We start from the raw sequence: 24759 nt of genomic DNA, 5'->3' as shown, positions 1-24759 counted from the left end.
GAAGAGGGGGATGAAGTTGAAGACGAATTTATTGAACCTGACTCAGTTGAAGCTTAAAAGCCAGGATGAACTATCCAAGACGGTGATTAAAGAAGTTTCCAATCAAGACATCGCCATCATCGGCATCCATACTCGCTTTCCCATGGCCCGGGATACGGATGCTTTCTGGCAAAATATTATTAACGGCGTGAGCTGCGTCTCCGAATTTCCGGAAATACGGCGGCAGGATGCCGACGGATACCTGCATTTGACGGACAAGCAGACTGATTCCGGCACTTATTTAAAAGGTTCCTATCTCGAAGATATCGATACGTTTGACTATTCTTTTTTTAATATCCCCCCCAAGGAAGCGCTGCTGATGAACCCCCGTCAGCGGTTGTTTCTGGAGGCGGTCTGGAATGTGTTCGAAGATGCCGGATACGGTGCGCAGCATTTAAACGGAAGTGATACCGGGATTTATGTAGGCTATATCGGCGACGTGGAAGGTTATGCCTATCGGGAAATGATCAAGGAGATCGACCCTTCCCTGCTGCCGGCTTCAGTACCGGGGAACTTGCCCTCGATAATCCCAAGCCGGATTTCCTACCTCCTTAACCTCAAGGGCCCTAGTTTAACAGTTGACACTGCCTGTTCATCATCCTTGGTGGCTGTCGATTTGGCCTGCCATGCCCTACGGAGAGGGGATTGCGAAATGGCAGTGGCGGGAGCCGTCAGGATCAATTTGCTCCCGCAGGACGTAGAACATGCGAAACTGGGTATTGAATCTACTGATTATGAGACCCGCACTTTTGATCAGACGGCTGACGGCTCAGGCATGGGGGAAGGTGTAGCCGCCGTGCTGTTGAAGCCGCTGAGCAAGGCTAAGAGGGATGGAGACCATATTTACTGCGTGATCAAAGGCAGTGCGTCCAATCAGGACGGTGCCTCCATGGGAATAACGGCCCCCAATCCTTCTGCGCAAACCGAAGTAATGCATCGAGCCTGGCAAAATGCTGGAATCGACCCAGCCTCCCTGGCGTATATTGAGACGCATGGTACAGGAACCAAGCTGGGCGATCCTATTGAAATTGAGGGAATCAACAAGGCTTTTGAAAAATACACGGATAAAAAGCAGTTTTGTGCCATCGGTTCAATAAAGTCCAACATAGGCCATTTATATGACTGTGCAGGCTTGGCCGGGCTGATCAAGGCGGCGCTTGCGCTAAAACACCAAACGCTTCCTCCAAGCATTCATTTTATGAATCCCAATAAACAAATTCCTTTTACCCATTCTCCGATTTATGTCAACACTCACCTCAAGCATTGGGAAGCAGGAGATGCACCCAGGCGCAGTGGTGTAAGCTCTTTCGGATTATCCGGTACGAATTGCCATGTGGTCCTGGAGGAATATCTTGAACAGCCTATAATACTTGAACCCAATCCATCTCCAATGGAGCGTATTATTCCCATCTCGGCCAAAAGTGAAGATGCACTGCTTAAGCTTTTGCAGCATTATCGGGAGTATCTCTCCACGGACAGTCCTGCAACCTTCAACGATATTTGCTATACCCTGGCAAACGGGCGGGACCACCATTCTATCCGGATTGCGGTTACGGCTGAAGGAATAGGAGATTTGCTGTGCAAGCTTCAACAACTGGGCAGCACAGCACCTGACCGCTTCTCAGCTCCTTGGTTCTTCTATGGGACAGCAGCACATGTTCGCAATGCTGATCTGGATAAGAACGCAGATCTGCTGTTGCAGCAAATGATCTCCGCGGGTGATACGGAGCGTTCCGATCTTCTTAAACAGCTTGCTGGAATGTATACAGCCGGCGCTGAAATGGACTGGTCCCTCCTCTTTCGCGGTACCAGAGCCAGAAGAACCAACCTCCCGGTCTATCCGTTTGACCGGAAACGTTGCTGGCTGCCCCTGCCGGGAAGTAAGGCATCCGGTGCTGAAGACGAGCTTTATTACGCCATGGAGTGGATTGAAGAAGCTGCCGGAGCATCTGTCCGTTCCTTGAGCGGTGAGACGATTATGGTTATCGGCGAATGGGAAGAATTGGCCTGGAAACTCGAAGAAGAAGGAGTCAGGTGTATTAGGGTCACACTGGGGGCGGAGTATCGTGTTCTCGGCCCGCAATCCTTCCAGATTGGCGGCGGAGAAGAAGATTACCTGAGGCTGATGAAAGATATCGGGCATTTATCGTATACGAGAGTAATCCATTTGTTGTCGCACGGTCTATCCGGCGCAGTCCGTTCAATGGAGGAACTGGCGGAGAGCCAGAGGCGCGGAGTGTATAGCCTCTTCCATCTGACGAAGGCACTTCTGAAGAGCAACCGTATCGGACAAGGGTTGGAGATGATGATCGTAGCCGGTTGCGTGAATCGGGTTACCGGTGCGGAAAAGCAGTTGAAACCGGAGCACTCGCCGCTGCTTGGACTTGGCAAAGTGATTGGAATTGAGTACCCGGAAATTATCTGCAGGGCACTTGACCTGGATGAGTGCGCAACCGCCACTGAAGTCGTGTCGGAACTTGGAAGTAATAAACAAACGTACCAGATTGCCTTCCGCGACGGTAAACGGTATGCGGAGAAGATGAAAGCTGCTGATCTGCATCATGCCCCAGACAAGCCTATTGTCCTGAAGGAAGACGGAGTATATGTCATTACGGGAGGAACCGGCAAGCTGGGACTCCTGACAGCACAGCATCTGGCCTCCAAGGCAAAGGTCAATCTGGTACTACTCAACCGGACGCCGCTGCCGGAACCTTCTGTATGGGAGGATATCCTTGCAGGAGATGGAAATTCCAGGCTGCAGGAGAAAATAGGCAAACTGCAAGCCATCGTTTCGGCCGGAGCCCATGTGGAATGCATTGCGATAGATGTCGCTTCCATGGATGAGATGGGACGGACGATGGAAGAACTGCGGCAAAAATACGGGAAAATCAACGGCGTCATTCACACGGCGGGAGTTGCGGGAAGTGGATTCCTGATCCGCAAGAGCATTGAGGATTTCGCTGGGGTCCTAAATCCCAAAGTGATGGGAACCTGGGTTCTTGATAGGGTAACGGAACAGGACAAGCTTGATTTCTTCATCCTGTTTTCGTCAGGGATCGCTTTGGGAGGCGAGCTGGGACAAAGCGATTATACCGCGGCGAACTGTTACCTGGATGCCTTTGCAGAGTATAGAAAGTCGCTTGGCAAACCTGCGCTGTCCATCAATTGGGTTGTCTGGGAAGGGGCACGGATGGCGGAAGGCAGCAGCGAAGCGATTGATGGTATCTTCAAGGCTTTGCCGTCCGGCAAAGCGCTGCAGGCGCTGGATACGGTGATCGTCAAGGACATAAATCGAATTCTGATCGGTGAGCTGAACACGCTTAGTAAAAGTGGAATGGAACTGTTCAGCGAACAGGCTGCGTTTCATTTACCAGAGAACATGCAGCGCATGCTGAATAAGGTCAAAGGTCAGTCAGGCCAACTCATTCCGGAGCAATTCAGCCGTGGCAAAGTCAAACTTCTTGGCAGTGCCTCGGGAGATTACTCGGAAGTTCAGCAGATGCTGGCTGTGCTGTACCGAGAAGTACTGGGATACGAGGAGATCAGCATTCACGACAGTTTTTTTGAACTCGGCGGGGATTCCGTGCAGCTTCACCGGCTGCATAAATTGCTGAATCATGAGTTTCCCGGACAAACATCCATTGCTGATTTATTTACTTATTCTTCCATATCCAAATTGGCGGCATACCTGACCCGGCGGGAAGAAGTGCCTACCAGAATTGGCAAGCCCGCCGGAAAAGTTAATTCCGATAATGAAATTGCGATTATCGGGATGTCAGTACGTTTTCCCGGTTCCTCCACAACCGAACAGTACTGGAATAACATTGTGAATTCGGTTGATTGTACCGGACCGATTCCTGATGAGCGCAGGGCTTATTTGGATCAGTATTTGGCTAGTACCGGCCAGGACCAGAACGGGCATCCCGGTTATATGGATTGCGGCTATGTTGACAGCATTGACGAATTTGATTATCGCTTCTTCCGCGTCTCTCCCAAAGAGGCCAATCTAACCGACCCTTGCCATCGACTGTTCATGCAAACTGCATGGCACGCCTTGGAGGATGCAGGTTATGGAGGGAAACGATTGCGGGGAAGCCGCACGGGCGTTTATACCGGATTTGCCAATGTCATTCGGGACTCCTATCAAAAGATACTGACCGATATCGATCCCGTCATCATGTCGGAATCAATCGTCGGCAACGTTTCGGCTATGATCCCAAGCCGGATTTCCCATCTGCTTGATCTGAGGGGGCCAACCATGGTGGTGGACACAGCCTGTTCCTCTTCCTTGATTGCCGTGCATCTGGCGAGCAATGCGATTAAAAACGGGGACTGCGACATGGCGCTGGTCGGAGGGATCAAGCTGTTCCTGATCCCACTTGACCATGACCATTACAAGATCGGCATCGAATCCACGGACGGAAAAACCCGGACGTTCGACGCCCATTCGGATGGAGCCGGCTCAGGCGAAGGAACGGCTGTTATTGTGCTTAAATCACTGGACAAGGCCAAGGCGGACGGCGATCATATTCACGCCGTAATTAAGGGCAGCGCCATTAATCAGGACGGGGCTTCCATGGGGATTACCGCTCCGAATCCGCGGGCGCAGACCGATGTGATCCTGCAGGCTTGGGAGAAAGCGGGAGTCCATCCGGATTCGATTGCTTTCTTTGAAGCTCACGGTACCGGAACGGAATTGGGTGATCCGATTGAAATCAACGGTCTATCCCATGCGATTGAAGCCTACACCGATAAAAAACAGTTTTGTGCGATTGGTTCGGTCAAATCGAATATCGGGCATTTAAATGAGGCGGCGGGAATGGCTTCGATCATAAAAGCCGTAATGGCGGTGAAGCATCGGGAGATTCCTCCGACGCTCTACTTCCAGGCTCCAAATCCGAAGATCAATTTCCACGAGTCTCCGTTGTTCGTCAACACTCATCCGAGAAAGTGGGAACAACAGGAACAGCCGATGAGATGCGCCATCAGCTCCTTCGGCCTAAGCGGAACCAACTGCCACATGATTATCGAGGAATACAGAAGTCCGGAAGCTGCTGTCGCAAGACAGCAAACCGCTGCTCATTCTGGCGAGATTCTAACTCTGTCCGCAGTCAGCAAGGGCTCCTTACGGAAGCTGGTTGAGGATTACAGTGTCGTTGCCGAGAGCATCGGAGATGAGCTGGAGGATATTTGCTATACAGCGAATACAGGAAGGGGTCATTATGCATACCGGATTGCGCTCACCGTCAAGGACAAGGGCGACCTGAACCAGAAACTGAAGCTGTTGGCTGCGCAGGAGGATTATGGGGAACTTTCGGCAGATGGCATACATTTCGGGGTTCATCGTGTGGTAAACCATCCACGAAGCGGCGGCAGAGCATCCAGTGACATTACGGAATCGGATAAAGCGGAGCTGAGCCGCCGAGCGGAGTCGGCCATCCTGTCCAGGATAGGTCCACAGATGGACAGGTTTGATGTGGAAGAAATCTGCCGATTGTATGTGCAGGGTGCAGATATTCTGTGGGAACGTTTGTACGAAGGGACTGCGCATATGAAAGTGCGCCTTCCAGTGTATCCGTTCGAGAAGAACAAATGCTGGGTAGAATATCCCGGCATCAGAAATAAGAGAGCGGTGGAGACCGGCAATGCCTGGGTTCCCGCCGCGTATACCATGGGTTGGAAGCGGCAGAACCTGCCTGAGGCAAAATCTGTAGGGAACAAGGCAAGTGCAGTGTTGGTCCTGAAAGACAAGACTGGTTTCGCCGACAGGTTGGCCGAAGTGCTGCGGGCTGAGGGGAAATTGGTTCTGGAAGCGGATATGCCTGAGATACCAGCAGGACAGGACCAGGCGGAGGCGGAAGTGGCTGTGCTGGAATACTGCCAGAACCTCCTTCTAAGGACGAAGGACACAGGTATCGCACAAATCATTCACTGCACAAGCTTGACGGATACTGCCGTCACGAGTCTGAGTGAACTGGAGGAGAGCCAGAACCGTGGGGCGATCGGGCTGTTCCTGCTGATGAAGAACTGGGCAGCCAGCAGCATTGAAAATGATATGGAATTCATTCTCCTGTCACAATACGTCAATCGTGTTACGGGAGCCGAACGGAGCCATCATCCGGAGAATGCTCCATTGTTCGGTCTGGGTCTGGCACTGTCAAAGGAATTTGCCAATGTGAAATGCCGCTGCATCGATATGGATGAGCGGATGCTTCTTGATCTTGACGGTCTCTTGTCCGAGTTAAACTCGGATGCGAAGGCAAGGCAGGTGGCCTACCGTGGCGGTGAACGTTATATAGAAATCTTTGATGAATGCAAAGATATGACTTCACCGGCAGATGGGCAACCGGTAGTGAGAGAAGATGGTGTTTATCTCATCACAGGCGGTACCGGCGGGATCGGACTGGAAACGGCCAGATGGCTGGCTACCAGGGGCAGAATCAAGCTGATACTTGTCAATCGTTCTGCAATGCCGGAACAGGAAGAGTGGGATGGAATAATAGAGCGGGCCGAAGACCGGAAGGTCTGCGGGCAAATCGCTATGATCCGGGAGATTGAAGCCGCAGGTTCAGAGGTGATTCTGTACCAGGCCGACATTACCAAGCCGGAAGAAGTATCGGCGATGCTGGAGGTAATCCGTACCCGCTGCGGCAGGATTAATGGAATTGTACATGCCGCCGGAATCACAAGAACGGAACCTCTCGCAGAGAAGAGTCTGATTACGTTCCAGCAGGTCATCCGTTCCAAGATTTATGGTACATGGCTGCTTGACCGGCTGACTTCGCAGGATCAGTTGGACTTTTTCCTGATGTATTCTTCTGTCGGGACGATGTTTGAATCTGCCTGCCAAAGCGACTATCTTGCCGCCAATGCATATCTGGACTCTTACAGCTCTATGGCTTCCGCTGACGGCCGGCGAAGATTGACGGTCAATTGGACGACGTGGAGAGACAAGGGCATGGCCGCGGACAACAGCTTTCAGGCTGACACTATCTTCAGGACGATTGCTCCGGGCCAGGCAATGGATACGTTATCCCGGATTTGGAACCAACCACTGAATCGTGTGCTGATCGGAGAATTGAATCTGGAGAGCAGAATGGCATTGTGGCTGCATAATTATCAAGTTCAACTCTCTGATGGAGTCAAGGCAAAGTTGGAGGATGCAAAGGAACGGTTGAAACCAATAAGCATACCTGATGCGCAGGCGCAGAAACAGACGACTGTCACTTTGGTCGGCAGCGAGCATCAGACCTACAGCGGGACGGAGCGGACAATAGCGCAGGTGTGTAGGGAGGTTCTGGGGTTTACGGAAATTGATATCCATGAAAATTTCTTCGAAATGGGTGCGGATTCATTGATTATCCGGCAAATACATCAGCGGTTGAGTAAATTGTATCCGGAAGAAGTGGCAATTACTGACTTGTTTGAATATCCGACCGTGCATAAAATATCCCTTTATATCCAGCAAAAGTATAAAGGGAACCAAAAGATGATGACGGAAGAATTACAGGTTTCCGCAAACCCGGAGCCGTGTTTGGAAGAGCAGTTGAACCGGATATTTGACGACCTGGATATTGGTGCTCTGAATGTTGATCAGGTGCTATCAAAGCTGGGCACCACAAAGAGGTGATAAGCATGGAGAAGGCTTACAAGTATTTGGTGGAAGGAGTTCAGGATAAAAAAATTGACAGGCAAGTGGCAATTGATCTCATCAAGCTGCTCGAAGCAGAAGGGAGAGCGCCAGCGGGGGATGTTGCTGTCATCGGCATTGCCGCCAAGCTACCGAACGTTAGGGACATCGGAGAATACTGGGAAGTCATTGAGAATGGATTGGATTGTGTCAGCGGTTTTCCGGACTCGAGAAGTGCTGACATTACCCGTTATCTGTCCTATAAAGGCATGTCCGGGGAAGAAATTCAATACAGTAGAAGCGCCTATCTGGAAGAAATCGATAAGTTTGACTATAAGTTTTTCAGGCTCTCCCCTCGCGAAGCCAGTTTAATGGACCCTTGCCAAAGACTATTCCTGGAAACAAGCTGGCAGGCAATCGAGGACGCTGGTTACGGCGGTTCCAAATTGGAGGGCATCAAAACAGGGGTTTATGTGGGATACGCAAGCAATCTGCGGGACATGTATGCCAAGCAGATTGAAGATGTGGATCCTGCAGGACTTTCGGTCGCCATGGTTGGCAATTTGACCGCAGTGATTCCGGGCAGGCTCTCTTATTTGCTCGATCTGAAGGGAGCAAGCATGGTGATCGATACCGCCTGTTCTTCCTCCCTGGTAGCTATAGACTCGGCCTATCAAGCGTTGCGAAACCGGGTATGCAGCATGGCTGTTGTCGGAGGCATCAATATTAATACGATGCCGCTGGACAAAGATTATTTGCAGACGGGCATAGAATCAAGCGATGGCGTTTCCCGCACGTTCGATGATCACTCCGACGGTTCAGGTGTGGGGGAAGGCATAGGGGCTATCGTCTTAAAGACGCTGGATGATGCAATGAAAGATAAGGACCACATCTATGCGGTTATTAAAGGAACGGCAACGAATCAGGACGGAAGATCGGCCGGAATCACCGCACCCAATCCGCAGGCGCAGACTGATGTGATTCTCCAGGCTTGGGAGAACGCTGGAATAGATCCTGAAACTATTGCTTATATGGAGACGCATGGCACAGGAACGAACCTGGGCGACCCGATTGAGATTCAGGGAATCCAGTCGGCATTTCGGAAACATACCAACAAGAAACAGTTCTGTGCGGTAAGTTCTGTCAAAACTAATATCGGGCATTTGAGCGAGGCCGCCGGGATCGTAAGTGTCATAAAAGCGATTATGGCCTTGAATGAGAAACGGATACCGCCGTCCATTCATTTCAATAAACCCAATCGATCCATTCCTTTCGAGGATTCGCCGGTTTATGTAAATACGAAATTGCGGCCATGGGAAGCCGGGGAACATCCGAGAAGATGCGGTGTCAGCGCTTTCGGCATCAGCGGGACCAACTGCCACATTGTCCTGGAGGAAGCGCCTCCAGTGGCAATTCGGCTACCAGAAGATTCCTTTCCCCGACTCTTTACCCTATCGGCCAAGACAGAAGAGGCGTTGTTCCATTTAATCGAAGAGTATAGGAACTTGCTTGAACGGAACAGTCAGCTTCATTTGGACGAACTATGTTATACCGCAAATACGGGAAGAGGGCATTATTCGTACCGGTTAGCCATCATTTCAGACAGTACGGAGGAGCTGCGAATCAAACTTGCGAGTGTCAGTCCCGGCCAGCGGGGATCCGGAGTCTATTGCGGATATCACCGAGGAGTTGACCGCGTCAAAGAAGCAGCCGTCAAGGGGAACTCTCCGGAAAACGAGAGTGAAGAATTAAGGGCATCTGCTCAGGCCGCACTTACTACTTATTGGCTGGATGAGGCACGGTCAATTCGTCCGCTGGAAGAATTGGCGCAACTGTATATTCAAGGTGCGGAGGTGGATTTTGAACTTCTGGCGGGCAAAGAGAAGCCGGCAAAAATCCCGCTGCCTGTCTATCCGTTTGAGCGGAGCAGATGCTGGATTGATATTCCAGATGGAATGCAGGAAGCGGCAGAACATGCAAGAGGCGGCTTCTATTCGCTCCGCTGGGTTGAGGAAGCCTCGGCACAGAACGGTGAACAGTGCCCGATGGGTGGAGTGCTTCTCCTTAAGGATTCTATCCACTCCCACTTTGTTCAGGAGATGGCCGACAAGCTACGAATACAAGGACATAAGGTAATTGAAACAACCTTGGGAAATGCGTTCGAAAGAATTGACGAATGCACCTATACCATTTCGAACTGTGAGGAAGATTACGACAGGCTGGCGGAGGAAACCGGCCAGCATCCGATTACGCATATTCTTCATATGACTGCACTTGCGGACCGAGGGCCGATGGACAGTCTGGAGTCTTTGGAGAAGAGCCAGCAGAGCGGCTTGTACAGCTTACTCTACTTGACACGGTCGTTGATGAGATACGACAGGAAGACAAAGCTGCATCTGCTGATATTCACTGCCAACCTGCATTCCGTCACGTTACGGGAGGCGGAAATCCGTCCGGAATCGGCTTCGCTGGCCGGATTGGGAAAAGTGATATCACAGGAATACTCCCAAATGATTTGCAAAGCGATCGATATTGACGAAAGCACGCCTGTTGAGGCAGTGAGTCAGGAATTGGAGTGGTTCAGCAACCAATACCAATTGTCCTACAGGGATGGCAAGCGGTATGTTCAGGAATACGGAGCGGCTGATATGCAACGGTCAGAGCCGGTGAAACTGCACATCCGGGAAACTGGTGTGTATGTCATTACGGGCGGCACGGGCGGAATTGGGCTTGAGACTGCGAAGTATCTGGCCTCGAAAGCACCCGTGACAATCGCCTTGATCAGCCGGTCTGGACTTCCCCAACGCGCCTTGTGGCCGTCCATTCTGGTCGAAGGACAGGAAAGCGAACTGGCTGGTAAAATACGAACCGTTCAACAGATTGAAGCAGCGGGCTCCCATATCATTCCGATCAGTGCAGATGTAGCCGATATGGCCGAAATGGCGGGAATTATCAGCGGTCTGAGAGCGGAGTTTGGCCGGATCAATGGTGTTCTTCATGGGGCCGGCGTAGCGGGTGCAGGCTATCTGTTCAAAAAGGATATTCAAGTATTTGCGGATGTGCTCAGACCCAAGATCGCCGGAACATGGATTCTGGACAACCTGACACGGGAAGATGAGTTGGATTTCTTCGTTATGCATTCTTCCGGTGTTTCATTGGTAGGTGAAGCCGGCCAGGGCGATTATGTGGCGGGCAACTCGTATTTGGACGCATTTGCCGACTATCGGAGAAAGAAGGGCTGCCATGGGTTGGCGATCAACTGGGTATCCTGGAAGGATGCCGGCATGTCCGTCAGGTTTGGAATCAATGTGGATTCCTTTTACAAGGCGATTCTTGCAGAGGATGCTATCCGTGGGCTGGATATCGTCCTTCAACAGAATATATCCAGAGTGCTGATTGGAGAAATCAATGAAAGTCCGGAATATTTGTCCTTATTTACAGTCCTTCCCTTCAATCTGAATAAGGAGATGCAGGAGCGGAATATGCGCCTGTTGGAAGGAAATACGGCATACGCCAATTCTTCGGTAATATCGAACGGCAACTATGATGCGGCCCTTGTGGACAAAGGCAAGCTGATCATTCTGCCGAAGGGGAAAAATCCTGTCCGCAAGACGGCTCAGTCCGCGCCGGTGACGCTCCGGGGAAAGGAAGGGGAAGGGTACAGTAACGAAGAACGGGAACTGGCCAAAATATTCAGCGAAATTCTGGGTTACCCGGAAATCGATATCCAGGACAGTCTGTTTGAACTGGGCGGAGACTCCTTGCTGCTGATGCGGATTCACAAGCTGGTTGATAAGCAGTATCCCGGCAAAGTCACGATAACCGACATGTTCGAGTTTCCTTCGGTTCAGCGGCTTGCCCGGCATATCAACGTGCAAGAGGGGCCGCCTCCACCTGTGGCAATCAAGGATATTCCGGCGGAGACCAGAGATATATTTGGAAGGCTGGCGGAAGGAACACTGAGTCTGGAAGATGCCATCAACGCAATCGAGGACCTCTAAAAGAAAGCGGGGTAGAATCGTGCAGAACAACATCTATAATTTTATAGTTAATCATACGACAAACGGGAAGATCGACAAGGAAACTGCTGTTAAGATGATTTCAATGCTTAAACAGGACGGAACAAAGGTGGAAGATGATATTGCCGTTATCGGAATGTCCGCCAGATTGCCCGGGGCCAAGGATATCCACGAATACTGGAGGAATATCGAGAACGGGGTTGACAGCGTCAAGCGGATTCCACAGCAGCGGCGTCAGGATATGGAAGATTATATCGAATTCATGGGAATGGATGGAGAGAAAGCGGTCTACCCCGAATATGGGTATCTGGAGCATATTGATGGCTTCGACTACGAATTTTTTCGTGTGCCGCCCATGGAAGCAAGCTTGACCGATCCACATCAGCGTATTTTTCTGGAGCAGGCCTGGAAGACGCTGGAAGATGCCGGGTATGGCGGAGAGCGGCTATCAGGGAGCAAAACTGGCGTATATCTTGGATATGCGCAGAGTCCCAAGGATTTGTATGCAAAAATTGTATACGATATTGATCCAACACTGGTGCCCATTTCGACGGTCGGCAATATGCAGGCGATGGCCGCCAGCAGAATCTCCTATCTGCTTAATTTGAAGGGACCTGCATTGGTCGTCGATACGGCCTGCTCCTCGGGGCTGGTTGCGATAGAGCTTGCCTGCCAGGCAATCAAACAGAGACAGTGTGACATGGCGATAGCGGGTGGGATCAAATTGAACATCATTCCGCTGGATGACGAGAATATGAGAGCCGGAATTGAATCGAGTGACTGGAGAACCCGGGCATTCGACCATGCTGCGGATGGCTCCGGTATAGGTGAAGGCGCTGGTGCCGTGCTGCTAAAGCCCTTGAAGAAGGCTCTTAAAGACGGTGATCAGATCTATGCGGTCATCAAGGGAAACGCCGTCAATCATGACGGAACTACAGCAGGCATTACAGTTCCGAATCCGTCCTCGCAATCATGGGTGATCCAAAAAGCTTGGGAGAACGCCGGAATTGATCCGAAGACGCTGAATTACATTGAAACCCATGGAACCGGCACGAAGCTTGGTGATCCGATCGAAATTAAGGGAATCGAGGCGGCGTTCCGTAAATATACGGACAAAAAACAGTTTTGCGCGATCAGCTCTTCCAAGACGAATATCGGCCATTTAAGTGAAGCGGCAGGAATTGCAAGTTTTGTCAAAATGGCGCTTGCGCTTAAATATAAGAAGCTTCCCCCGACTATGTATTTCCAGAAACCGAACAGTTCCATTGCATTTGAAGATTCCCCTTTGTATGTCAATACAACATTGCGTGACTGGACTACGGATGGGCATCCGCGCAGGGGAGGAATCAGCGGTTTTGGCATGAGCGGTACAAACTGCCATCTGGTGCTGGAAGAAGCTCCGGAACGGGCATATGTATCCCCTTCCCCAGGATCAGAAGTATTTACGATATCTGGGAAAAGTAAAGATGCTCTGCTGACCCTGCTCCGGGAATATGATATCTACCTTGCACGGGATCACGGCCCTGCGTCTCTGGCGGACATCTGTTTTACGGCCAATACTGGCAGGGCCGCCTATTCCTACCGACTGGCGATTATCGCACAAGACCTGAAGGATTTGCACGGGAAAATCCGAGCCTGTATGGAAGCTGAAATTGAAACGTTCAAGGCTCCATGGATGATCTATGGCTGCCATAAGGTTGCACGTGCGAACAGCAAACCGAAGGTCGGCGAGATTGAGGAGCAGGATAAACGCCGGCTAAGCCTTGAAGCTCAGCTGAGGATGGAGTGGTGGCTTGAATCCGGCAAGGTAGCGGAAACTGAACTGAAGGAGTTATGTTCGCTGTATGCCGCGGGCGCGGATATCCTATGGACCGGGCTCTATGGAGGAGAGCGGCGGCGGGTCAGTCTGCCGGGCTATCCGCTGCAGAACTCCAGATGCTGGGTCCAGTATCCCAAGACAGATACATCCGTGGAGACCTATAGAGAAGACTTCTATTTTGAACCGGTGTGGGTGAAGGAGGAAGTTCCATCCAGGTCCCCAATTGGCCTGGAAGGAGGAGTGCTTCTCTTTGGCGGCAAAGAGAAGCACTCTGCCCTTGCCAGGCATCTGGCAGCCGAATGCAGAAGCGGTCAGAGGGCGGTCATTACTGTTTCCCTGGGCGATGAATTTATCAGCCATTCCCCTGAGACGTATACCATTCGTAATGTGCCGGAGGATTATTCGCGGCTGCTGGAAGAGATCGGAAGCGGTAGCCTGTCGCAGATTGTACATTTGCAGGCATTGGATGAGCATGGACCGGTCACCAGTCTGGCGGAACTGGAAGCGAGCCAGAGCCGTGGTTTGTATAGCTTCTTCTATCTGTACAAGGCACTACTGCTGGCAAAGACGCCGGAGAAGCTGGATATAACACTTCTTACCGGTTATGCCCATGAGGTTGACGGCTCGGAGCAGGCGATCAGACCGGAGAATGCCACGCTGGGCGGCTTCGGAAAAGTGCTGGCGAAAGAGCACCCGGAATTCAAATGCAGGAGCATCGATATTGACCGGGAAACCGAACCGGAGATCGTAGCTCGTGAAATTCTCGCCGGGTCAGCCGCAAGGTTTTACAGTACTGCATTCCGCAGGGGCTGCCGTTATACTGAGCAATTTATGCCAATCGACATGGATGCCCGGCCGGATCAACCCGTAACCATTAAGAATCAGGGAGTATATGTTATAACGGGCGGAGCTGGGGGCATTGGACTGGAGATTGCCAAGTCTCTTTCAAACCGTGCACCCTCGGCAGCCCTTGTACTTATCAACCGGACTAAGCTGCCGGAGCGGGCGCAATGGGAAGTTACCCTGGCTGAAGGAACGGATTTGCGTACGGTCCATAAGATCAAAAGCATCCTCGAAATCGAGGCTTCCGGTTCCAGAGTCAGGCTGTATCAAGCTAATGTCTCTGACGAACGGGAGCTTGAAGCAGTGCTTACCGATGTTCGCCGCGAATTTGGACGCATCGACGGAGTTATTCATGGGGCCGGGCTGGCGATAGATCAGATGCTCGCCGAGAAACGGGAGGAAGTCATGCGGGAGGTGCTCCTTCCGAAGGTACAGGGCACTTGGCTGCTGGACCGATTGACGGAACGGGACAATCTGGATTTCTTTATCCTGTTCTCGTCGGTCGCCACTGTTTTCAGTGGTGTAACCCAGGGGGACTACGTGGCGGCCAATGCTTACATGGATGCGTACACCCATTACCGGAACAGACTTGGGAAGAAAACCTTGACAATCAACTGGACGACCTGGAAGGAGACGGGGATGGCTGCAGCAACAGGCGCTGCCATCAATACCATTTTCAAGACACTCTCCACGTCACGGGCGATCGAAGGATTTACTGCCGTGCTGGACAAGCAAGTGCGTAGGGCACTGATTGGTGAATTCAATTTTGACCGCATGGGCATTTCACTGCTGGAGAGATCCGGTGTTGCCCTTTCGGATGAGCTGCAGCTTAATTTGGAGAAACACAAAAAGCAGTTCAAAAGTACAGGGAAATCCGCCAGTTCCAAAGCAGAATCTCCGTCGGGCGAGGTTCGGCTGACTGGACGCGACGGAGCAGCCTATAACGAAATTGAGAAGACTATTGCCGGTATTTGCAGAGAAGTACTGGGATACACGGAAATTGATATTAACGACAACTTCTTTGAGCTCGGTGCGGACTCGATTCTGCTGATGCGTATCCACTCGAAGCTGGATATGGTCTATCCTGGATTATTGACAGTGGCGGACATGTTCGAGTATTCCAATATCTTGAAACTCGCTGAATACATCCTTCAGAAAGATACTTCCGTTGCTCCTGCACTGGAGCATATCTCTGGACGAAAGGAACATCCGGCCGAAGGAGATATTGCCATTATCGGAATGTCCTTCCGGCTGCCGATGGTTGAGACCAAGGAGGAATTCTGGAGTGCCATTCAAACCGGACTGGACCACGGAAGCGCCATTCCCGAGCAGAGAAAAAAAGATATCGAAAAGTTTATCAAATTTAAAGGCTATCCGCTGAACGCGATTGATTATGAGCCTGGAACCTATCTGGACGAAATAGACAAATTTGATTACCGGTTCTTCCGGATGTCTCCCAAGGAAGCCAGTACCACAGACCCCAATCACCGCTTGTTTCTACAGACAGCCTGGCATGCCATAGAAGATTCGGGATACGGCGGCCATAAAATTTACGGCAGCAGAACCGGTGTATATCTGGGTTTTGCCTCCAATATGGTATATTTCCACCGTTTGATCAGCGAGGTGGAGCCGGAGTCAGAAGGGGCGGCTATGATTGGGAATACCGCCTCGGTGGCCACAGGAAGGGTCTCCTATCTATTTGATCTTAAAGGGCCAAGTGTAGTTGTGGATACTGCTTGTTCCTCTTCTCTGGCCGCTGTACATTTGGCATGCCAGTCCATCCGAAGTGGGGATTGCGACATGGCTATTGCCGGAGGGGTCAAGCTGAATCTGCTGCCGATCTTCCGCAAGGGTGCTCCAAGAGGAATTGGAATGGAATCAGCGGACGGTAAAACCCGGCCGTTCGATCATTATTCGGACGGAACCGGCGCGGGAGAAGGTGTGGCCGCCGTTCTTCTGAAGCCGCTGAATCAGGCTGTTCAAGACAGGGATCATATTTACGCGGTGATAAAAGGCACCGCGTCCAATCAGGATGGCAGCTCAGCGGGCTTGACCGCCCCCAATCCGGCCGCCCAGGAAGAGGTAATCATCAAAGCGTGGGAGGATGCGGGTGTCGAACCCGAAACCATCTCCTATATGGAAACTCACGGAACAGGTACGCAACTTGGAGATCCTATTGAAATTCAGGGGATACAGAGCGCCTTCGCACGGTTTACGGCTAAAAAGCAATTTTGTGCGGTGGGGTCCTCAAAGTCCAATATCACCCATCTGGCTGAGGCTGCAGGCATCGCAGGTGTCATCAAAGCAGCCTTGGCTCTGAAAAACAAGGAACTGCCGCCCAACATATTCTTTAACCGGCCCAACCGCAAAATTGATTTCAGCAACTCTCCGATTTATGTGAATGTCACACGAAGAAAGTGGGAAACGCCGGGGTATCCGAGAAGATGCGGGGTCAGCGGCTTCGGCATGAGCGGTACGAACTGCCATGTGGTTATGGAAGAGTATGCGGACATCCCGCAGCAGAACATATCCGGGATGGCGGAAAAACCGCGAATATTGACGCTCTCCGCAATGAGTGAAACCGCCCTGCGACAGCTGGTCATCAAATACAGGTCCCTGGAAATCACGCCTGAAAGCGGTTCTGCACTCCCCAATGTCTGCTATACCGCGAGCACCGGGAGAGGACATTACGCATACCGTCTGGCACTGATCGTAAATGATGAGGAAGATATGAAGCAGAAGCTGACTGAACTGGATGACAGCGGAATCGGACAGCTTGACCGGCCGTGGCTGTATTACGGCTATCATAAGTTGGTTTCGGAATCGAAGGGCAACAAGACGGAAGGCGAGATTACAAAACAGCAGCGGCTTCAATTGAGCAAGCAGTCCGGTCGGCTTGTGACCGGATATGTGGACGGAGGACGGCAGGAAGATAGCCTCCTGAAACAAATATGCGAATTGTACATTCAAGGAGCGGATACTGACTGGGAACAATTCTACTGCGGAGAGGAATTGTACCGGGTAAGTCTTCCCACGTATCCTTTCGAGAAGGAAAGATGCTGGATTGAAATTCAGGAATTTGAGGATGAACCGGAAATTGAGGCTGCCTCCGACGGCATGTATTTCTCGGGTGAATGGACACGGCAGGAGGTGCTACCGGCAGAACCAGTCAGTTCTCTTGCTCCGGTGCTGATTTTTATGGACGAAAAAGGCAGGGGACAAGCACTCGCTGCACAATGGGAGCGTCTGGGGATAGAAGTGGTAAAAGTGTACCTGAGCGGCAGCTATGAAAAGTTGGACGACCAATGCTATCGGGTTGACGGAAGTGTGGAGGATTATTCCAGACTGCTGAAGGACAACAGGAAAAAGAGCTGGAGCAGGATCGTGCACTTGTTCAGCGTCGTCCCGGGAGGGACAGCCGACGATTGGGATGGCTTTAACGAAATGCAGCGGAGAGGGCTCTACAGTCTTTTCTATTTCACCAAGGCGGTAGCCCAGGTGGGATTGGCGTCGGCAACGGATATGGTGCTTATCTCCGATTGTACGGATGTTGTAACCGGCCGGGAGCAACGTGTAAATCCATGGAGCGCTTCGCTGTTTGCCCTGGGAAGGACGGTCCGGCAGGAGATGCCGAATCTGGTATGTCGCTGTATCGATATCGACGAAGCAACAGGCATCGAAACGCTGCTTCGCGAGGTTATGGCTACTCCAACTCTCTATCAGATTGCGCTGCGCGAGAATGAGAGATATGCCGAGATGTTCAGAGGATTCAAGGCCGAAGAGGTGCCGCCCCAAAAGATTGAGGTCAAAGAAAGCGGAGTCTATCTGATTACAGGCGGAAGCAGCGGTATGGGGATTGAAATGGCTAAATATTTGACAGCGGGCAGGAATGTCAATATTGCCATGGTGAACCGTACCCTGATGCCGGATAAACGGATGTGGGATGAAATCGTCGGCAATAACAGCCGTATGGACCGGAAAATTATTCAAAGAATTAAAGCCATCCGTGAAGTAGAGGCGATGGGTGCCCATGTCGAATACTACGGTCTCGATGTGGCGAATGCGGAGCAGATGGAGCAGCTTATTGCCCAATTAAGAGAACGCTTCGGCAGAATTAACGGGATTGTACATGGTGCAGGTGTAGGCGGGGACGGCTTCCTGTATGCCAAAGACGAGCATGTCTTTAATGAAGTTGTCCATCCCAAGGTGCTTGGCACACGGATTCTGGATAAGCTGACGGAGCAGGATCAGCTGGATTTTTTCATTATGTTCTCCTCCATGAGCGCTCGCTTCTCCGTGCAGGGACAGGGCGATTATGCTGCCGCCAACGCTTTTCTCGATGCCTATGCCAGATATCTAAGCCTGCAGGGGCGGAAGGCCCTATCCATCAATTGGGTTGCGTGGAAGGATACTGGCATGGCCGTTGAATACGGAGTCAATGCGGATGGCGCATTCAAGGCTATTCCTACAGGAAAGGCAATGCGGGGATTGGACAAAGTGCTCAACAGCAAGGTCACGAATGTCTTAATCGGAGAGCTTAACTACAGTTCGGATATTCTATGGGAGCTTGGACTCGTGCCGCAGCTTATGGAAGCACCTATTGAAGCAGCCGTAAGCCGGTCCCGGAAGAGATGGGAATCCAGACAGCAGGCGTCACACAAGAATATTGAGGGAGAAGTCAGGCTGACCGGAAAGGATGGAGAATACTCCGAATTAGAAGCCAAGCTGGCGGAAATTTACTGCGGGGTATTGGGTTTCAATGAAATCGATGTATATGACAATTTCTTTGAGATCGGAGGAGACTCTATTCTACTCGGCAGGATACACGCTTCTCTGGAAAAGGTATATCCCGGCAGGGTCCGGTTGCTGGACTTGTTCGAATACACGTCTGTCCAGAAGCTGTACCACTTCCTTAAGGATTCGGAGGAAAGGGAAGAGGATCTGGGAGAACAGGAATCCGTGACCTATGACAGGGAAATGGCCGAGGGTCTGAAGCAGGTAAGTGTGGCAAGCGACGATCTGGAAGAAGACACAAAACGCCTGATGGAGGAACTTGAGAAGGGAACTCTTTCGATTGAAGAGGCCATGGGCCGGTTGAACCAAGCGGGTCAGAAGGGCGGCTCGGGGGATTATTGAGCGGGAGCAGTACGATCTTGAAACGCTTGGAGGTTAGCGAAAATGGATAAGCTTTACCACTATATTCTTAAAAGAGCCACGGAAGGGAAAATTGACAAGGAAGATGCGGTCCGAATGGTAACGATGCTCCGACAGACTCAGGCGGAAAGAGAAAAACCGCGGAAGGAAGACATCGCGATTATCGGGATGGCTTCGCATATAGCGGGTACGAATTCCGTTGAAGAATTCTGGAGCAGTATTGAAGCGGGAGTTGATTTGACGGGCTCCTTTCCTGGAGCGAGAAGCGCAGGAATTGACGGTTACCTGTCCGACAAGCTGGATGGCCAAGACTGGGAGGTGAAATATCTCCCCGGTGCTTATTTGGAAGATATTGAATCGTTCGACTACGGCTTCTTTCGGATTACGCCCAAGGAAGCGAGTCTCATGGACCCTGCGCAGCGTGTGTTTCTACAGACCGCCTGTGAGGCTATTGAAGATTCGGGCTACGGGGGCGGTAGGCTTGCCGGAAGTGATACCGGCGTATATGTCGGCTACTCCAGCAGTTCAAGCTATCACAATATGATCCTTGAAACGGAGCCGGAATCAGCGGCAACCGCATTGACGGGCAACATCGCCGCCCTGCTGCCTAGCAGAATCTCCTATCTCCACGATTTGAAGGGGCCGACGATGATACTCGATACCGCCTGCTCTTCATCCCTGGTCGCCATCCATTTGGCCTGCAGTGCGATCAACAACGGCGATTGCCGGATGGCGATTGCCGGCGGTATCCGCATTAACCTGCTGCCGCTTGACAACGCGGGTCTTAAACTGGGCGTCGAGGCTGCAGATGGCTGTACCCGAACATTTGATTCCGCAGCAGAAGGTGCAGGCTGGGGAGAGGGTTCGGCGGCTGTCATCTTGAAACCGCTCAGCAAGGCCAAGAAGGACGGAGACCCTATCTATGCTGTCATTAAAGGGAGCGCTGTGAATCAGGACGGGGCCTCCATTGGAATCACCGCTCCCAATTCGGCAGCTCAGGCGGAGGTTCTGCTGAAGGCATGGAAGGCTGCCGATATCCGCCCGGACACTCTCTCCTACATCGAAGCGCACGGAACAGCGACAAGACTGGGAGATCCACTCGAAATCGAGGGGCTGCACCGAGCGTTCAGGAAGCATACCGATAAGAAGCAGTTTTGCGCTATCAGTACTGTGAAAACAAATACAGGGCATTTGTATGAATGTGCCGGGCTTGCCGGGGTTATTAAAGCGGCAATGTCCCTAAAGCAACGGAAGATTCCGGCGTCCGTCCATTTCAATATGCCGAACCGGACGATTGAATTCAACGAGTCTCCCATATACGTGAATACTCACACCCGGGAGTGGCAGGCTGCGGAGCATCCACGCCGGTGTGGTGTCAGCGCATTCGGGCTGAGCGGGACTAACTGCCATATCGTAATGGAAGAATATATGCCCGACCTGCAGTATGAAGACGAATATGCGGGCTTGCCCAATGTTATTGCTTTGTCGGCCAAAAGTGAGGTTTCGCTTAGAGGTATAATCTCCCGCTACGGACAGTTTCTAAGCAAGGCGCCGGACCTTCCCTTGAGGGACTTGTGTTATACGGCCAATACGGGAAGAGGCCATTACACCCACCGCGCTGTTGTCATCTTCAAGGATTGGGCAGAGTTAAAACACAGCATTGGCAGGCTGTCAGACAGTACTCCGGAAGAAATTCGGGATAACGGGATTCAGTACGGCCGGCACAAGGTGGTGTCCGGCAACAAGCGAGAACTGGGTAACAATGAAATCAAAGAGGCGCGCCGCGCGGAAATGACCCGGACTGCTGCCGTGATGCTGCGGCGGTTCCGTGAGAACGGCAAGTCAGACGAGCAATTGCTTCAGGACATATGCGGGCTGTATGTTCAGGGTGCCGATATTCCTTGGGAGGAGCTGTATCAAGGAGAACAACGCGTTAAAATCAATGCCCCTGTCTATGCCTTTGAGAAACACCGCTGCTGGTTGGAAGCTCCGCAGCGGAAGACGGCGGAATCATCAATGGATGCTCCCTTCCACGCGATGCAGTGGCGTAAGGACTCTGGTGTGTCCGAACTTTCGGACAATCTGGGGACTGCCGTAGTCTTCAAGGATTCCGGTGGGGTGGGGGCATTCGTCATTGAATGGCTGCGGGCGCAGCGCAGGCCGGTAATCGAGGTGGAAATGAGCGACGGGGCTAGGGAGGAAAAGTCAGCCGGTACCGGATGTGAGGAAATCGGCAATGCCTGCTACCGGATTGACGGTTCAAGAGAAAGCTATAGCCAGCTTTTAGAGGAAATAAAGGATGCTAACGTCAGCCGGTTCGTTCATTTGTCCGCTCTGGACACGGACACCGGAGATTGTACGCTGGAGGCTTTGAAGCTTGGGCAGCGGCGAGGTGGTTACAGTCTTTTCTATTTGATAAAGGCGCTGGCAAATGCCGGGTTCAGGCATTCTGCTGAGCTGCATGTGCTTACCCGCAACACTTTGGAAGTGACCGGCGATGAGACTATTCTCCGTCCCGATCATGCACCGCTTTACGGTATGGGCAGGGTTATCGCCAAGGAAATTACGAATATAACCTGCAGGTATATCGATATCGACGACACTACCCCGGTGGAAAGGCTTTTGCAGGAGATTCTGTCGGCCAATGACTCGTATGCGGTTGCTTTTCGGAAAGGGGAACGGTATACGGAATTATTCACCGAGATTGCTCTGGATATGCTGGGAGACGGCAATGTGCCTATTCGTGAGCAGGGTGTATATATCATAACAGGTGGCATGGGCGGCATAGGCCTGGAAACAGCCAAATATCTTGCTTCGCAGAACAGAGTGAATTTGGTCCTCCTGAGCCGCACTCCGGTACCGCTTCGCAAGGAATGGCAGGTTGTGCTGGAAAGCCGGGAACCGGAGAAGGTCAAGAAGCGGATCCGTACTCTGCTGGAGTTGGAGTCGATGGGGGCTACCGTGGAATGTGTAAGCGTGGATGTTTCCGATTATGCGCGGATGGAGCAGGTTATCGCCGATTTGAAGAACCGCTTTGGCGCGATCAACGGAGTTATTCACGGTGCAGGCATTTCAAATGACGGGCCTCTGGCCGACAGGGGCGATGGCATGTTCGAGGCCATCTATTCCCCCAAGGTGTATGGAACATGGGTACTGGATATGCTGACGCGCGATCAAGCCATGGATTTCTTCATTATGTTCTCCTCGGTTGCGACGATGTTCAGCGCTTTCGGGCAAGGGGATTATGCAGCTGCCAACGCCTATATGGACGCATATGCCTCTTACCGGCAGAAAAAGGGTCTACGTACTCTCAGCATCAACTGGACGACGTGGAAGGAAACGGGGATGGCCTTTGACAGCGGCCATGTATATGACACTATTTTCAAAACCATACCAACGACGCAGGGAATCAAAGGATTTGAAGCCTTACTGAACAGCGGCTTCAGCCGTGGATTGATCGGAGAGGTTAATTATGGGGGAGCCGGAGCTCTACTGCTGGAACGCTCGGGGGTTGCCTGCTCAGAGCCGATTATGCGCAAAATTGCCACCCGGAAAGAAAAGAAGCGTCCTTCATCCGCCAGAAGTTCGAACAGGCAGACGGAGGATCAAGGAATTGGCGTTGCAATGCTTGGCCGCGAAAGCGGCGAGTACACCGAACTGGAGCGCAGACTGGCCCTATGCTGCAAGCAGGTATTCGGGTTTGCGGAAATCGATATTTATGAGAATTTCTTTGAAATGGGTGCGGACTCACTGGTACTGATGAAGCTGCAGGGAGAAATTGAGGCACGTGCGTTCGAAATGGTGTCCCTCAGTGAGCTGTTCGAATATACGACCGTGTGCCAGCTGTCCGAATATCTGCAATCCAAAACGGGCCTCCGGCCTTTGGCCGTCCCCGGCAAGTACCCGGTTCTGCAACTGGCCGAACAGAAAACGTATTATCCTGTCTCCCATGCCCAGAAAAGAATGTTCCTGGCTTACAAGAGGGAGCCGCTATCGACCGGCTACAATCAATACAGAGTTTCCGTGCTGGACTTCCGGGTAGAGCCGGAGCGGGTGGAGCTGGCCATCTGTCGGATGATTGAAAGGCATGAAGTGCTGCGGACCGCTGTAAGCAGCAGGGATGGCGAAATTGTCCAGTACATCCTGGATCATGCGGAATTCAAGCTTGCATATTGGGAAGTGGATGAAGCGGATGCGGTGAATATTATTCACGGATTCAAGCAGCCTTTTGATTTAAGCGCACCTCCATTATTCCGCTTGGGGCTGGTGAAGGTCAAGGAGGATAAATACTATCTTCTGTACGATGCCCACCATATCATTACCGATGGTGTATCCATGGAGATTTTCATGCGTGAGTTCGCACAGCTGTATAAGGGTGAAACACTGGCTGCCACCGCCTTTCAATATAAGGATTACGTGGAATGGCAGCATCAGTTCATGCACTCGGAATTTATGGAAACGCAGAAAAGATATTGGGAGCGGATGTTCGAGAATGGCATCCCGTTGCTTCAATTGCCCACGGACTACCCGAGAGTGGAGCATGCCGGCTTCGAGAGTGGCATGATTACACATTATGCGGATCGGGGGTTGAGCGAGAAGGTGAAAAATCAGGCAGGCTCTGCCGGCTCCACTCTTTATATTCTGCTACTATCGGCATACTCGGTGCTATTGTCCAAATATACGGCGCAGGAAGATATGGTCATCGGCTCTCCGGTTACGGGCCGTCCCAGCCGGGAACTGGAGAGAGTCCTGGGGATGTTCATCAATATGATCGCTATGCGCGTGAAGCCTATGAAGGAGCAGCAGTTCCGGCATTATCTGGAGCAGGTAAAGTCAATTGCAACAGGAGCGTTCGACAACCAGGACTATCCGCTGGATGCGCTGATTTACGATTTGCATGTTAAAAGAAGCATGAACCGCCATCCTTTGTTCGATACCGTGTTTGTGTTTCAGAACGCACCTGCCATTGACCGGACGAACGGACAGCCATACGGAGAGATCTACAATCTGACGGATTATGATCTGACGCTGGAAGCGCAGGAGCAGGACGGGCAGTTACAGCTCCGGCTGGAATATAACACGAAACTGTTCCGGAAGGAAACCGCGGAGCGGATGATGCAGGATTACCTGAGTGTATTGGAAGGGATCGCCGAAGGCATGGATATTACAATCCAGGACATCGAGTTGTGGAGTTCCGGTTCGATTCTTCCGGGGCGTGAAGAAACCGAAGATGTGACTTTTGACTTTTAATCCTG

General features: G+C 51.7%; 4 protein-coding genes. All 4 read left to right on the top strand.

Going from position 1 to position 24759, the window contains the following annotated elements:
• The first annotated feature begins 16 nt into the window (after positions 1-16).
• From AC2TF5_RS23530 to AC2TF5_RS23515, 4 genes are read left to right on the top strand one after another with little or no spacing between them, the layout of a single operon-like run.
• Positions 17-7669, top strand: coding sequence for an SDR family NAD(P)-dependent oxidoreductase (locus AC2TF5_RS23530; protein WP_491299534.1), 7653 nt, complete (start codon positions 17-19; stop codon positions 7667-7669).
• Positions 7670-7674: 5 nt separating this feature from the next.
• Positions 7675-11670, top strand: a complete 3996-nt coding sequence (locus AC2TF5_RS23525; protein ID WP_491299533.1) for a beta-ketoacyl synthase N-terminal-like domain-containing protein — start codon at positions 7675-7677, stop codon at positions 11668-11670.
• 19 nt (positions 11671-11689) lie between these two features.
• Entirely contained in the window at positions 11690-19486 is a 7797-nt protein-coding gene (locus AC2TF5_RS23520; protein ID WP_491299532.1) for an SDR family NAD(P)-dependent oxidoreductase, read from the top strand.
• Positions 19487-19528: 42 nt separating this feature from the next.
• A complete protein-coding gene (locus tag AC2TF5_RS23515) occupies positions 19529-24754 on the top strand; it encodes an SDR family NAD(P)-dependent oxidoreductase (RefSeq protein WP_491299531.1) in 5226 nt (1741 codons plus the stop codon).
• The last annotated feature ends 5 nt before the right edge of the window (positions 24755-24759 follow it).

The organism is Paenibacillus sp. JNUCC 34, assembly GCF_058269055.1.
This window is presented reverse-complemented; position numbering and strand designations above follow the sequence as displayed.

Coding starts and splice junctions, on each gene's coding strand:
- AC2TF5_RS23525 (WP_491299533.1), top strand. CDS start 7,675: ATGGAGAAGGCTTACAAGTATTTGGTGGAAGGAGTTCAGGATAAAAAA.
- AC2TF5_RS23515 (WP_491299531.1), top strand. CDS start 19,529: ATGGATAAGCTTTACCACTATATTCTTAAAAGAGCCACGGAAGGGAAA.